We start from the raw sequence: 14,136 nt of genomic DNA, 5'->3' as shown, positions 1-14,136 counted from the left end.
CCTAATTCCTTAAACGCTCATTCCCAAGCCCGCCGCGCGAAGCACGCGCAGGGCGTGCGTCGCTGTCGACAGTTGAATTTCGCAGGCGCGATCGTGTGTGCATCGGTTCCCGATAGCAAGCCGAGGTTGGCAAAATCAGCAGTCGCTTGCCGCCGAGACTCGCAGCAAGGTGCTGCCCTTCATCGACGCGTACGTTGATGCCTCCGGAGTCGTGATACGCGGCGATGTCGTGCGGTTGCGCTGATGAATGGTTGTTGGTGTAGTCCGCCTGCGGACAAGCGACCGCGCCCCTGTCGTATGCGTGTGCATCACGCAGTGTGCATCCGCAAGCGCGCGATGTATCGCTGCTTGCACGACAAATCCCGCACGATTCACAGGGTGCGGCGAGCCATCGCGCACATTCCCGTCGACATCGATCTTTACCCGATTCGACGCCCTCGCCCCGTGTAAGGCAAACCGAACGGATCGATCAGAAGGTCGCGTTGCGTACCGTGCACGCGCACGGCGACGTGGTTGTAGATCAATGGGTCAGCTCGGTTCATCCATGCATCGCGAGCGCCCGATCGCGCCCGTGAGGCAGATGCGCCGTGCGCGTTTGGCGCCGGCACGCTCATCGATGTCCAAGCCTGGTCGAACGCCGGTTGTGGACATTGCGCGCTCCGATGTCAACCACCGCGTATGGTCGGAAGCGCTACAGGAGAATCTGGTTGCGCATGCAACCAGATGAGGGAACACTCGATGACGCAGAGAGCAACAGAACGTATCGCGTGTGGCGCGTATCGACCGGCCAGTTTCAAGCAAATCGTAATGCTGGCTTGCTACGATCGCCGCTCGCTTTCACTCTCACTTCGAGGATCAATAATGAAGAAGGTTGTTCTGACACTGGTCGCTGCTGCCGCTGGCTTCATGAGCATGTCGTCGGCATTCGCAAACGACCACCATCACCATGAATGCCACAAGGTGCACGTGCATCATCACTGGGAAAAGCGCTGCCACTAAAGAGGCCATGCAGCGTCGGTTCGATGCATGAAAACCCCGCCTTCGTGCGGGGTTTTGTGTGCGCCGTTTCGAGTGCGCCGGATTGGCGGGCCGACGCCGGGATCACGGACATCATTGACCCGAAACACCCTCGAAAACAAAAACCCCGCGAGTTATAAGACAGGCGGGGTTTTTGTGTACGGCACTACGAATAAAAACTGGTGCGAGGAAGGGGACTCGAACCCCTACACCCTTGCGGGCGTCAGGACCTAAACCTGGTGCGTCTACCAATTTCGCCATCCTCGCAGCCGGGCGCACGCCGGAAGCATGCAGCACCGATGTCTTGCTGGCTGCCGTCCGCCGCGTTCTTTATCGCGATGTCATTCGTGTGGACAACTCCGACCCGGCCGGATCAGACTCAGGACCACCGCGAACGCCCGCGCAAAAAAGCGGGTCCGAAAGCGTAAGCGCGAGATTCTAACCGATTGCCCTGCGCTTGTCTGCATCTGTCGAATACCGTCGATGCTACAATTTTCGGTCTTTCGTGCACACCTCACGCACAGCCGTGCGCGGCTCCTTTCCCCACAAGCCAATCCCGTGAATTTCGACGAATATTGCCAGCAGAAAGCAGCGCCCCCCGGTTCGAGCACTTACTACGCGTTGCGTCAGGCGCCCGTCGCGCGGCAGCCGCTGCTCACCGCGCTGTTCGCACTGCGTCGCGAGTTCGAAGAGACGGTGAAGGAAACGACGGACCCGACCATCGGCCGCACGAAGCTGGCGTGGTGGCAAAAGGAAGCAGCGGCGCTCGCGGCCGGCGAGCCGACGCACCCCGTCTCGCAGGCACTCGCCGCGCATTTGCCCGACGTGCAGGCGGAGTATCCCGCGCTGCAGGGCATAATCGCGGGGTTCGAGATGGATCTCGACCAGGCGCGCTATCTTGACTATCCGAACTTACGGCGCTACATGGCGGGCGTCGGCGGCACCTTCGCGTCCGTCGTCGCCCGCGCAACGGCGCACGAGCCGTCGCAGGCGGCGTCGTGGGCTGCGCCGCTCGGCGAAGCGTTGATGCTCGCGCAGATCGTCGTGGAGCTCGGCAACGACGCGCGGCACGGACGCATCTACATCCCCATCGACGAGATGCAGCGCTTCAACGTGACGGCCGCGGATCTGATCAACCGAAAATACACGGACGCGTTCACCGAGATGATGCGCTTTCAGACGGCGCGCGCACGCGACGCGATTCGCAAGGCGCTCGACGCACTCCCCGTCGGCGAGCGCCACTCGCAAAGCACGCTGCGCGCGCTGGCAGCGCTGGCGCTGGCGTTGCTCGATGAAATCGAACGCGACGGCTACCATGTGCTGCATCAGCGCATCGCGCTCACGCCGATCCGCAAGTTATGGGTCGCGTGGCGCGCGGCACGCAAACACTAAAGCGAGCTCACACTCGCATGAGCGGGAGCGGCTGCACCGCGTCGCGCAGCACCGCGTTCGCGTCCAGCTTCCAGAATGACGCGAGCGCCGTCGCGTAGAGCCGCCTGAAGTCGACTTCGACGGGCAGCCTGCCATCGGCATCGAGTCTCGTCAGATCGGGCGGCTGCCCATACACGCCGCCGCGCACGCCGCCCCCCATCACGAAGTGTGCAGCGGCGCCGCCATGCTCAGTGCCGCGATCAACGTTCTCGCGTGCGGACCGGCCAAATTCCGAATACGTCATCACGAGCGTGTCGTGCCAACGACCGCGCCGCACGAGTTCCTCGCGAAGCGTTGCACAACTTCCCGCCAGTTGAGCGAGCAATGCCGCATGCCGGGTCAGCTGGTTCCGATGTGTGTCGAAGCCATCGAGCGTCACGCGAATCGCACCGCGCATATGCGGCTGCATCATATCGACCGTGCGCAGCGCTGCCGCGATCGAATCGCGAAACAAGCGCACGCCGGCGTGCGCTGCATCGAGCGTCGTGCCCGGAACGCGATCCCCCGCACCCTCGCCCACATCCGGCCGACCGACGTGAGCCAAGGTGTCGGGGTCGTCGACACGTGACCACGAATGTTCGTCCCCGCAGCGATGCGCCAATTGCGCAAATGGCCCCGGCTCGTCACTGCCGAACGACGCCGCCGCGAAGCGCCCGTTCACAGCGCCGCACTGCACGGCGACACGCGTCAGCCAGCCATCGCGCCGATATTCGTCGGCGCGCGACGCCGTATGCCAGATCTCCGTCGAACGAAAATGCGATGCATCGTCGCGCCCGCAACCGACGCCCTGCACGACAGCCAGTTGCCCATCGCGCCACAAAGGAAGCAGTTCACGCATCGCCGGATGCAGCGCGGTTCGACCATCTATCGCAAGCCCACGATTGCGCGGTATCGCGATGTGCGTGCGCAGCGCGTAGTACCTGGAATCGGTAAAAGGAATGACGGTGTTCAGTCCGTCGTTGCCGCCCTTGAGTTCGATCAGGATCAACAGCTTGCCGAACGCGTCGCGAGCGGTTTTGCGTGCATGCAGTTGCGGCAATATGCCGCCACCGGTCTGTGGCGTCGCGAATACGCGCGACACCGACAAGGAGGCACCTGCCGCCGCTGCCATCGATATGAAGTCGCGTCGTTTCACCTACGCCTCCCGGGATTGATCACGGCTGTTGCTGCCGCCGGCAGGCAGCCACCACGTTCAAGCTTCGATGACGAAACCCTGCGCGCGGAAGCCAGGTGTCAGCGCTTGTACAGTTCGCGGACGGCGTCTTCGATATGCTGGCGCAATAGACGCCGTTCTTCCGGCGTCATATGTCCGTCGCGCCGACGCTGGTCCAGATCGGGCGGCACGGCGGTCGTGCGCATCATCGTGTCCGATGCGGAACTGTCAGTGTTGGGATTGCGGGGCTGGCGCCCCTGGCGCATGTGCGGACGCTGGGGCGGGCGCGTGTCGGTATTGCGTTCCGTCGAGGAATCGGCATAGGCGGAGACCGGGCTCAACGCGCTAGCGAACACGATCGCAACAGCTACTGCGATCACGCTCAGGCGCATGTTCGGCCAGACCCCTCCCTTCATCTTGTTCCCTTCTTGGCGCGGCAACCGGCAACCTCAGATACGTGTATTGACTCCGGCTTGAAACCGGGTGCGAGAGCTTTATTCGAGTGAAGTATCTACCGAACTGGCGCAAACAGTAAAGGAGTGTAAGCGCCGAGGCTTTACGCCGTGCCACAGGCCGGGTAAATTTTGTAACTGACTGTTACGTGATAAATGGTGCAAACGCGCACCTCTTTCTAATCGCGCTAAGATGCCGACCATGGAAACCAAAAACCCTTCGAAAATCCTCGTCGTCGATGACGACCCGCGTCTGCGTGACCTGCTGCGCCGTTACCTCGGCGAGCAGGGGTTTAACGTTTATGTAGCCGAAAACGCACCGTCGATGAACAAGCTGTGGGTGCGCGAACGTTTCGATCTGCTGGTGCTCGATCTGATGCTGCCGGGGGAAGACGGTCTTTCAATCTGCCGGCGGCTGCGTGGCAGCAACGACCGCACGCCGATCATCATGTTGACGGCCAAGGGTGAGGACGTGGATCGCATCGTTGGCCTGGAAATGGGCGCCGACGACTATCTGCCGAAGCCATTCAATCCGCGCGAGCTCGTCGCGCGCATTCACGCGGTGCTGCGTCGCCAGTCGCCGTCCGAACTGCCGGGCGCGCCGTCGGAAACCTCCGAAGTGTTCGAGTTCGGCGAGTTCGCGCTGAACCTCGCAACGCGAACGCTCACCAAGGCCGGCCAGGAAATTCCCCTGACGACGGGCGAGTTTTCCGTTCTGAAGGTGTTCGCGCGTCATCCGCGCCAACCGCTGTCGCGCGAAAAGCTGATGGAACTCGCGCGCGGCCGTGAATATGAAGTTTTCGACCGCAGTCTCGACGTGCAGATCTCCCGTCTGCGGAAACTGATCGAACCGGATCCGGGCAGCCCGCGCTTCATCCAGACGGTGTGGGGTCTCGGCTACGTGTTCATTCCCGACGGCGCCGCCTGAGTTTGCCGTTCCAGTTGTCTCTCTTTTTTGACACGAAGGCCGCATGCGGATCGACCGGCGCCTACTGACGCTCGCATTCGGCGGTCTGTTCTGGCGAACGTTCCTGCTGATCGCGCTCCTGATCGCGGTCAGTCTCGCCGCATGGTTTCAGAGCTTCCGGGTGATCGAGCGCGAGCCGCGCGCGCAGCGTGTCGCGCTGCAACTCGTCGCGATCGTGAAGCTCACGCGCACCGCACTCCTCTATTCCGATCCCGACCTGCGGCGCGCGCTGCTGCAGGACCTGGAAAGCAACGAAGGCGTGCGCGTGTACCCGCGCGAAACCACTGACAAATACAAACTTCAGCCCGACGAATCGCTCAATCGTTTGATCGAGCATGACATACGCGGGCGTCTCGGCGACGACACCATCATCGCGCAGTCGGTCAACGACATTCCCGGCGTATGGATCAGCTTCAAGATCGACGACGATGACTACTGGGTCGCGCTCGACCGCGATCAACTCGACAGTGTGACGGGCCTGCAATGGGCCGGCTGGGGTATTTTTGCGCTGGCGCTGTCGCTGTTCGGCGCAGCGTTCATCACGAGCCTGGTGAACCGGCCGTTCGCGCGCCTCGCGATGGCCGCGCGCAAAGTCGGTTCTGGTCAGGCGCCCGAGAAATTGCCCGAACGCGGCATGGGCGTTGCCGCCGAAACCAACCGAAGCTTCAACCAGATGGTGCAGGATCTCGAGCAGCTCGATGCGGACCGAGCGTTGATGCTCGCGGGCATTTCGCACGATCTGCGCACGCCGCTTGCCCGCCTGCGTCTGGAAACGGAAATGAGTCCGTCGGACCAGGCGACCAAGGACGCGATGATCGACGACATCGAACAGATGGACATGATCATCGGGCGCTTCCTCGATTACGCGCGTCCGGTACAGAGAAATCCGGAACCTGTCGACCTTTCAGTGATCGCAGGAGAACTGGCTGCGCGCATGTCGAGCGAAGACGGCATGCGGCTGGTCACGCGGCTTGCTCCATCTGCAGTGATCGAGGCAGACGAAACGGATATCCGGCGCGTCGTCGGCAATCTGATCGAGAACGCGCGCAAGTACGGCTTGTCCGAGGCCGACGGCATTCCGCATGTCATCCTGGAAACGCGCGTGTCGCATTCGCGCGTCGAGCTGTCGGTGGTCGACGAAGGTCCCGGCATTCCGGAAGACCAGCTTCCGCTCGTCACGCGCCCGTTTTATCGCGTGAATTCGGCGCGCACGCAGGCGAACGGCACCGGGCTCGGCATGGCGATCGTGCAGCGGCTCGTCGGGCGTTATCGCGGCGCGCTCCGTCTGCGCAACCGCACACCGCTGCCCGGCCTGGAAGTGACGATCGAGTTTCCACTGGCGAAGAGCATCTGACGGGCTCATCGCACGTTCGAAACACCACTGCGATTTCGGCATTTTTTTCTCCCATTTCGCGCAGACGAATATTCATAAACTGCAATATCGACCTATTTGAGAAAATCTATTCATTTCATTAGTCAAAACCTATTGAGCACATTGATTAATAGAGTTATAGTTTTCTCGTGTAACGCCTTCGTTACAGCCAGCAGGTAGTGTTGAGCAGGTTGTGCGACGAATCTCATTTGCCAATTTTCAAGGAGCATGCGCATGAAAACTGTCGGCGATAAACTCGAAGCTTTCACCGTCACCGCTGCCAAGCCGGGTTTCAATCACCACGAAGAGAACGGCGTGTCGGCGTTCGAAGAAATCACCGAATCGTCGTTCCCGGGCAAGTGGAAAATCATCTATTTCTACCCGAAGGACTTCACGTTCGTTTGCCCCACGGAAATCGTCGAATTCGGCAAGCTGGTGAAGGACTTCGAAGAGCGCGATGCCGTTCTGCTCGGCGGCAGCGTCGACAACGAGTTCGTCAAGCTCGCCTGGCGCCGCGAGCACAAGGACCTGAACAAACTGAACCACTACGCCTTTGGCGACGTGAAGGGCGAACTGATCGACCAGCTCGGCGTGCGCGACAAGGAAGCAGGCGTCGCACTGCGCGCGACGTTCATTGTCGATCCGGACAACACGATCCAGCACGTGTCGGTGAATAACCTGAACGTCGGCCGTAATCCGGAAGAGGTCCTGCGCATTCTGGACGGCCTGCAGACGGACGAGCTGTGCCCGTGCAACCGCGCAGTCGGCGGTGCAACGCTGTAAGAATGTGTGGTCGAAAGCCCGCTAGGCTCGAAAGGCAAGCGGGCTTTTTTATCGGCAACCTGATAGGAGATATCGATGGAATTCATCGCGACGATTAAGGAAGCAATTCCCGACTACGCCAAGGACATTCGCCTGAATCTGGATGGCACGATCGCGCGCTCGTCGCTGGAAGGCAACGACGCCGTCGGTGTCGCGCTAGCCGCGGCGTTCGCTGCGAAGAGCCCGAAGATCATCGCAGCGATCCGCGAAGCGGGCGTGCTATCGCCCGAGGAAGTGAACGGCGCGCTGACGGCCGCCGCGCTGATGGGTATGAACAACGTTTGGTATCCGTACGTCGAGATGACGGACAGCGCCGATCTGAAATCCCAGCCGGCGGGCTTACGGATGAACGCTTACGCAACGCATGGCGGCGTCGACAAACGCCGCTTCGAGATGTACGCGCTAGCGGCGTCGATCATCGGCAAGTGCCACTTCTGCGTGAAGTCGCATTTCGACACACTGGTCAAGGAAGGCATGAGCTCGACGCAACTCCGGGATGTCGGCCGGATCGCGGCTGTCGTCAACGCGGCGACACAGGTGATCGTCGCAGAAGACAAGTGAGCGAAGCTTCGATTTGTGAAAAACGCCACGCGATCTGCGTGGCGTTGTCGCTTCTGCGGGCGCTCGATATGCTTCCTGACCCGCGAAAATTCAGACGCGCACCAGCAGCGCGGCCGCCTGCGCTTCGATGCCCTCGCCTCGTCCGAGATAGCCGAGCTTCTCGTTCGTCTTCGCCTTTACGTTGACGCGGTCGATGGGCAGGTTGAGGTCTTCGGCGATATTCGCGCGCATCCCGTCGATATGCGGCGCGAGCTTCGGCGCCTGCGCGATCACGGTGCTGTCGACGTTCTGGATCGTGAAGCCCGCCCTTGCGATGCGCGCCGCGCATTCGCGCAGCAGTACGCGGCTGTTCGCGCCTTTGAATTCCGTCGCGGTATCCGGGAAATGACGGCCGATGTCGCCGAGCGCGGCGGCGCCGAACAATGCGTCGGTAATCGCGTGCAGCAGCACGTCGGCATCCGAATGGCCGAGCAGTCCGCGCTCGTAGGGAATCGTCACGCCCCCGATGATGAGCGGTCGTCCCGGCACCAGTGCGTGAACGTCATAGCCTTGTCCGATTCTCAAATCCATATGCGTGAGGTTCCGTTGTTTCGTGAAAGCGTTATGGTCGGCGCGAAGCCGACGCGATGAGCGCGTGAGTCAGCCCGCCGCGCCGCGTCCGAGGATAGCTTCGGCCAGATCGAAGTCTTCCGGATAGGTAACCTTGAAATTGCGCAAGCTGCCCTGAACCAGTCTGGGTGCGTGCCCGCTCCATTCGATGGCGCTGGCTTCGTCGGTGAGATCGTGCCCGTCGCTTTGCGCGCGCAGAATCGCGTCGCGCAACATGCCGATGCGGAACATCTGCGGCGTTTGCGCCTGCCACAGGCCGTCGCGCGGTTCGGTGTGATCGATGCGGTTGTCGGTGCCGGGCGCCACGCGCTTGAGCGTGTCGGCCACGGGCAACGCCATGATGCCGCCCACGGCGTCGTCCTTCAGCGCGCCGACCAGCGCGCGTATCAGCGCGGGCGTGATGCCGGGCCGCGCCGCGTCGTGCACGAGCACCCAGTCGTCGTCGTGTGCACCAAAGCCGGCGAGCGCGTGCAGACCGTTGAGCACCGACGCCTGCCGCGATGCGCCGCCGCAGCGTTGCACGGCAAAGCGCAGGCCGCCAAAGCGGCGCGCGTCGAAGTGCTGGTCGTCGGGCGCGATCACGACGAGCGTCTGCGCGAACTCGCTGCAGGCGTCGAACGCGGCCAGCGAATAATGCAGCATGTCGCGGCCCGCGACGGTGCGATATTGCTTGGGCATCGGAGCGCCCGAACGGCTGCCGGTGCCGGCGCAGGGAATCAGTGCAAAGAGGCGGGAAGTCACAGAACGGGCGCGTTGCAGGTCAAAGTGAAGGACGGATTTTATAATAGGTCTTCGGCACGCACGCCCCGGCACGCTTAAACTTGTCGATTGCCTGTCGATGGCTTGCCGCTCGTGCCCTCCGGCGACGCGCCAAACCGGCGTCCGCTGGCGGCTGTCATCGGAGCGTTGCGAGCCACTGGCTATCCCGCTGGCCGTCCGTTTGCTGTAGACCGTTGCATCTATATTTGCAGTCGACCGTTGATCCGTCGCTCATTGGCGTCACCCAAAGGCCGTTTCCTTGTTATGCCCGACATCGCCGCATCCACGCAGTCCGCTTCTTCAACCCCTGTCGCGCTGGTCAAAGCCGGCCAGCGTTTCGTGTTCGATGGCACGCACGGCTCGTCCGACGCGCTGCTGATCGCCCGCTATCACACCGCGCACAAGGCGCAGATGCCGCTGCTCGCCGTCGTCTGCGCGAGTGCCGTCGATGCGCAGCGGCTGTCGCAGGAACTCGCGTTCTTCGCGCCGGATGCGCGCATCCGTCTGCTGCCCGACTGGGAAACGCTGCCGTACGACTCGTTCTCGCCGCACCAGGATCTCGTGTCCGAGCGGCTCGCTACCCTGCACGATCTCGGCGAAGGCCGTTGCGATATCCTGCTGGTCCCGGCGACGACCGCGCTCTACCGGATGCCGCCCGCCTCGTTCATGGCCGCATACACGTTTTCCTTCTCGCAGGGCGAGCGTCTCGACGAAGCGAAGCTGAAGGCACAGCTGACGCTCGCCGGCTATGAACACGTGAGCCAGGTCGTGCGGCCGGGCGAATACTGCGTACGCGGCTCGCTGATCGACCTCTTTCCGATGGGCTCGCCGCTGCCGTACCGGATCGACCTGTTTGACGATCAGGTGGACTCCATCCGCGCGTTCGATCCCGATTCGCAGCGCAGCCTGTATCCCGTGAAGGACGTGCGCCTGTTGCCGGGCCGTGAGTTTCCGTTCGACGAAGCCGCGCGCACCGCGTTTCGCAGCCGCTGGCGGGAGGTGTTCGAAGGCGATCCGAGCCGCGCGTCGATCTATAAGGACATAGGCAACGGCGTGCCGTCGGCGGGCATCGAATACTATCTGCCCCTCTTCTTCGAAGAGACCGCGACGCTCTTTCACTATCTGCCCGAGGCTGCGCAACTGGTGTTCGTCGGCGATCTGGACGCCGCCATCCGGCGCTTCACGGCGGACACCAAACAACGCTACGGCTTTCTGTCGCACGACCGCGACCGGCCGATTCTCGAACCGAAGCGCCTGTTCCTGTCGGACGACGATTTCTACACGTTCGCCAAGCCGTTCGCGCGCCTGTCGCTGCCCGGCAACGCGGGCGGAGGCTGGGCCGTGCCGCTGCCCAATCTCGCCATCGACCGCCACGCCGACGACCCCGTCTCCGCGTTGCGCGCGTGGCTCGACACGACGCCGAACCGCGTGCTGTTGGCGGCGGAATCGGCGGGCCGCCGGGAAACGATCGCACAATTGCTGGCCGACAACGACCTGCACCCCGCGTCCGCCGACGGCTACGAAGACTGGCTGACGTCCGACGCGCGGTTCGCGCTCAGCGTCGCGCCGCTCTCAAACGGGTTTGCGATCCCCTCCGAAGGCGTCGCGTTCCTGACGGAAACGGAACTGTACGGCCCGCTCGCGCGCAAGACGGGACGACGCCGCCAGGAACAGGCGAGCAACGTCGATTCGATGGTGCGCGATCTGTCGGAGCTGAAGGTCGGCGACCCCGTCGTGCATTCGCAGCACGGCATCGGCCGCTACATGGGCCTCGTGACGATGGACCTCGGTGAAGGCGAAACCGAGTTCCTGCACCTCGAATACCAGGGCGACAGCAAGCTCTACGTGCCCGTGTCGCAGTTGCACGTCATTTCGCGCTACAGCGGCGCCGATCCCGACAGTGCGCCGCTGCACGCACTCGGCTCGGGACAGTGGGAAAAGGCGAAGCGCAAGGCTGCTCAGCAGATCCGCGATACGGCGGCCGAACTCCTGAACCTGTACGCTCGCCGTGCCATGCGCGAAGGCCATGCCTTCCCGCTTGATCCGCGCGACTACGTGAAATTCGCGGAAAGTTTCGGCTTCGAGGAAACGCCTGACCAGGCGGCCGCGATCGCCGCCGTGATCGGCGACATGACAAGCGGCAAGCCGATGGATCGCCTCGTGTGCGGCGACGTCGGTTTCGGCAAGACGGAAGTCGCGTTGCGCGCGGCCTTCATCGCGGTGATGGGCGGCAAGCAGGTCGCGCTGCTCTCGCCCACCACGCTGCTCGCCGAACAGCACACGCAGACCTTCACCGACCGCTTCTCCGACTGGCCGGTGCGCATCGCCGAATTGTCGCGCTTCAAGACGGGCAAGGAAGTCAGCGCGTCGATCCAGCAGATCAACGAAGGCAGCGTCGATATCGTGATCGGCACGCACAAGCTGCTCTCGTCGGATGTGCAGTTCAAGCGGCTCGGGCTCGTGATCATCGACGAGGAGCACCGTTTCGGCGTGCGCCAGAAGGAAGCGCTCAAAGCGCTGCGTGCCGAAGTCGATGTGCTGACGCTCACCGCGACGCCAATTCCGCGTACGCTCGGCATGGCGCTCGAAGGTCTGCGCGACTTCTCCGTGATCGCCACAGCGCCGCAAAAGCGCCTCGCGATCAAGACCTTCGTGCGGCGCGAGGAAGACGGCGTGATCCGCGAAGCCATGCTGCGCGAACTGAAGCGCGGCGGCCAGGTGTACTTCCTGCACAACGAGGTCGAAACCATCGAAAACCGCCGCCAGATGCTCGAAGCGCTCGTGCCCGAAGCGCGCATCGCGGTGGCGCACGGCCAGATGCACGAGCGCGAACTCGAACGCGTGATGCGCGATTTCGTGGCGCAACGCGCGAACGTGCTGCTGTGTACCACGATCATCGAAACGGGTATCGACGTGCCGAGCGCGAACACGATCCTGATTCATCGCGCCGACAAATTCGGTCTTGCGCAACTTCACCAGTTGCGCGGGCGTGTCGGGCGCTCGCATCACCAGGCGTACTCGTATCTGCTCGTGCACGATCCGCAAGGTCTCACGAAGCAGGCGCAACGACGTCTCGAAGCGATCCAGCAGATGGAAGAGCTCGGTGCCGGCTTCTATCTGGCGATGCACGACCTCGAAATCCGCGGCACGGGGGAAGTGCTCGGCGACAAACAGTCGGGCGAGATTCACGAGATCGGTTTCCAGCTCTATACCGACATGCTGAACGACGCGGTAAAGGCGCTGAAAAACGGCAAGGAGCCGGACCTCACGGCGCCACTGGCGGCCACGACGGAGATCAACCTGCATACGCCCGCGATTCTTCCCGCCGACTATTGCGGCGACGTGCAGGAGCGTCTGTCGCTGTACAAGCGTCTCGCGAACTGCGAGCACAACGATTCGATCGACGGCATTCAGGAAGAATTGATCGACCGTTTCGGCAAGATGCCGCCGCAAGCGCATGCGCTCGTCGAAACACACCGCTTGCGCCTGGCCGCCAAGCCGCTCGGCATTTCGAAGATCGACGCGGGCGAGGCTGTGATCGGCCTGCAGTTCATCCCGAATCCGCCCATCGACGCGATGCGGATCATCGAGATGGTTCAGAAGCATAAGCACATCAAGCTCGCGGGTCAGGACAAGCTGCGCATCGAAACGCGCAGTCCCGATTTCACGGTGCGCGTCGCGACCGTGAAGGAGACGCTGCGCGCGCTCGGCACACCGTCCAGGGGCGCCGCGGATCAGCGCGTGGCGTCGTCGCGCTAGCGGCATGACGGACGCGGTCGACACGGCATCCATCGTCGAACTGTTGACGGCGCTCGTGCGCCTGCCGAGCCGCGGCGGCATCGATGCGTGCACGCCCGTGCTCGAATGCGTCGAAGCGTGGTTCGCCGCACGCGGGGTCGGCACGCGCCGCCTGCTTTGCGCCGATGGCGAACCGCTCGCGCTCTACGCCGAAATCCGCGGCGCCTCGCCGCGCCCGCATTACGTGCTCAACGCGACGCTCGACACGGCCGGCTTCGGCGACGAATCGACCTGGACCTGGCCGCCGCTCAGCGCGCAGGTGGTCGACGGCTGGCTGCATGGACGCGGCAGCGCCGACAGCAAGGCGGCCGTCGCGATCTTCGCGCACCTCGCCGTCGCGTTCGCGCGGCGCGCCGATTCATTCGCGGGTACGCTCGGCGTGCTGTTCGATCTCGACGAGCACACGGGCCGTTTCGGGGGCGCCCGCGCGTTCTTCGACGAAACGAGCGCGCCCAAACCCGACGGCGTATTCATCGGCTATCCGGGTATCGACCGCATCGTGGTCGGCGCGCGCGGATTCATGCGCGCGAAACTGGTCGTGCGCGGCGTCGCGGCGCATTCGGGCGCGAGCAGCACGCGCGGACTCAACGCGGCGACACGCGGCGCGCGCCTCGCTGCGGCGTTGAGCGACACGTCACTGCCCTTCGATCACGCCTTCGGACGCGCTGCCCAACTCACCGTCACGGGCATTCGCGCGGGCGACGGCACCTTCACCCGCGTTCCCGAACGCTGCGAACTCGACATCGATTGCCGCCTCACGCCGGACTTCGATGCCGCGCACGCTCAGCGCGTGATCGAAGGCATGGTTCGCGAACAGGATGCGACCTACGACGCGTCGCTCGCGACGTCGATCGAATGGCTACCCGGCTGGCCTGCGTATCGCATGACGGATTCACATCCGCTCGCGAGTGCGCTGTATCACGCGGCAAACGACGAACTGGGCGCGAAACGGGCGTGCGTCGTCGCCGGGCCGTCGAACATCGGCAACTACCTCGCGTCGCTGGGCATTCCCGCGCTGTGCGGCTTCGGCGTGCAATGCGCCGGCATCCACGCGGCCGACGAACGCATCGAACTCGCTTCCATTGCGCCCGTCTACCGCATTTACGAACGTGCGCTGCTCGCGTTGCTTGCCGCCGCGAACTGACGGCCCCTGCCGCTCACGTGCCGTTGCTGCATCGCGCAAAGCCCCGCCGTA

The 14,136-nt window shown here is 63.3% G+C and carries 13 protein-coding genes and 1 tRNA gene; 8 read left to right on the top strand and 6 right to left on the bottom strand.

Translation table 11 applies throughout. The annotated features are described in order from the left end of the window. Positions 1-135: 135 nt before the first annotated feature. Complete coding sequence (locus tag BPHY_RS43045; RefSeq protein WP_407671196.1) at positions 136-525, bottom strand: class II aldolase/adducin family protein; 390 nt, start codon at positions 523-525, stop codon at positions 136-138. Between the two features lie 336 nt (positions 526-861). On the opposite strand from BPHY_RS43045, the gene BPHY_RS42465 reads away from it, so the two are divergent. Beyond that, positions 862-999: a hypothetical protein gene (locus BPHY_RS42465; protein ID WP_167538862.1), complete on the top strand. Its 138-nt coding sequence runs from the start codon at positions 862-864 to the stop codon at positions 997-999. A 198-nt stretch (positions 1,000-1,197) separates the two neighbouring features. Here BPHY_RS42465 and BPHY_RS05100 read toward each other — a convergent pair. Then, positions 1,198-1,284 (bottom strand) — tRNA-Leu (locus BPHY_RS05100). A 291-nt stretch (positions 1,285-1,575) separates the two neighbouring features. Between BPHY_RS05100 and BPHY_RS05095 the strand changes: the two genes are divergently transcribed. Beyond that, entirely contained in the window at positions 1,576-2,409 is an 834-nt protein-coding gene (locus tag BPHY_RS05095; protein ID WP_041763309.1) for a squalene/phytoene synthase family protein, read from the top strand. 7 nt (positions 2,410-2,416) lie between these two features. On the opposite strand, the gene BPHY_RS05090 is transcribed toward BPHY_RS05095, so the two are convergent. Both BPHY_RS05090 and BPHY_RS05085 read right to left on the bottom strand, forming a co-directional pair. Further along, positions 2,417-3,583, bottom strand: a complete 1,167-nt coding sequence (locus tag BPHY_RS05090; RefSeq protein ID WP_012400410.1) for a DUF1501 domain-containing protein — start codon at positions 3,581-3,583, stop codon at positions 2,417-2,419. 98 nt (positions 3,584-3,681) lie between these two features. Then, on the bottom strand, positions 3,682-4,017 hold the full coding sequence (locus BPHY_RS05085; RefSeq protein ID WP_012400409.1) for a hypothetical protein: 336 nt from the start codon (positions 4,015-4,017) through the stop codon (positions 3,682-3,684). 229 nt (positions 4,018-4,246) lie between these two features. Between BPHY_RS05085 and ompR the strand changes: the two genes are divergently transcribed. From ompR to BPHY_RS05065, 4 genes are all read left to right on the top strand, one after another. After that, positions 4,247-4,981 (top strand): osmolarity response regulator transcription factor OmpR, encoded by a 735-nt coding sequence (ompR, locus tag BPHY_RS05080; protein WP_007585880.1) that lies wholly within the window; start codon positions 4,247-4,249, stop codon positions 4,979-4,981. Between the two features lie 43 nt (positions 4,982-5,024). Further along, positions 5,025-6,374 carry an ATP-binding protein gene (locus BPHY_RS05075; RefSeq protein WP_012400408.1) on the top strand — a complete coding sequence of 450 codons (1,350 nt, stop codon included), beginning with the start codon at positions 5,025-5,027 and terminating at the stop codon, positions 6,372-6,374. A gap of 252 nt (positions 6,375-6,626) precedes the next feature. After that, positions 6,627-7,175, top strand: a complete 549-nt coding sequence (locus BPHY_RS05070) for a peroxiredoxin (RefSeq protein ID WP_012400407.1) — start codon at positions 6,627-6,629, stop codon at positions 7,173-7,175. 75 nt (positions 7,176-7,250) lie between these two features. Next, a complete protein-coding gene (locus tag BPHY_RS05065) occupies positions 7,251-7,775 on the top strand; it encodes a carboxymuconolactone decarboxylase family protein (protein ID WP_012400406.1) in 525 nt (174 codons plus the stop codon). 90 nt (positions 7,776-7,865) lie between these two features. On the opposite strand, the gene ispF is transcribed toward BPHY_RS05065, so the two are convergent. Together ispF and ispD are read right to left on the bottom strand one after the other, a co-directional pair. Then, positions 7,866-8,345: a 2-C-methyl-D-erythritol 2,4-cyclodiphosphate synthase gene (gene ispF, locus BPHY_RS05060; RefSeq protein ID WP_012400405.1), complete on the bottom strand. Its 480-nt coding sequence runs from the start codon at positions 8,343-8,345 to the stop codon at positions 7,866-7,868. Positions 8,346-8,414: 69 nt separating this feature from the next. Beyond that, positions 8,415-9,125, bottom strand: coding sequence for a 2-C-methyl-D-erythritol 4-phosphate cytidylyltransferase (ispD, locus tag BPHY_RS05055; RefSeq protein WP_012400404.1), 711 nt, complete (start codon positions 9,123-9,125; stop codon positions 8,415-8,417). A gap of 282 nt (positions 9,126-9,407) precedes the next feature. On the opposite strand from ispD, the gene mfd reads away from it, so the two are divergent. Together mfd and BPHY_RS05045 are read left to right on the top strand one after the other, a co-directional pair. Next, positions 9,408-12,902: a transcription-repair coupling factor gene (gene mfd, locus BPHY_RS05050; protein ID WP_012400403.1), complete on the top strand. Its 3,495-nt coding sequence runs from the start codon at positions 9,408-9,410 to the stop codon at positions 12,900-12,902. Positions 12,903-12,906: 4 nt separating this feature from the next. Next, a complete protein-coding gene (locus BPHY_RS05045) occupies positions 12,907-14,085 on the top strand; it encodes a M20 family metallopeptidase (RefSeq protein WP_012400402.1) in 1,179 nt (392 codons plus the stop codon). Positions 14,086-14,136: the final 51 nt, after the last annotated feature.

The organism is Paraburkholderia phymatum STM815 (assembly GCF_000020045.1).
Classification (GTDB): Bacteria; Pseudomonadota; Gammaproteobacteria; order Burkholderiales; family Burkholderiaceae; genus Paraburkholderia; species Paraburkholderia phymatum.
The sequence above is the reverse complement of the archived record's forward strand: the minus strand, read 5'-3'. Positions and strand labels throughout refer to the sequence as shown.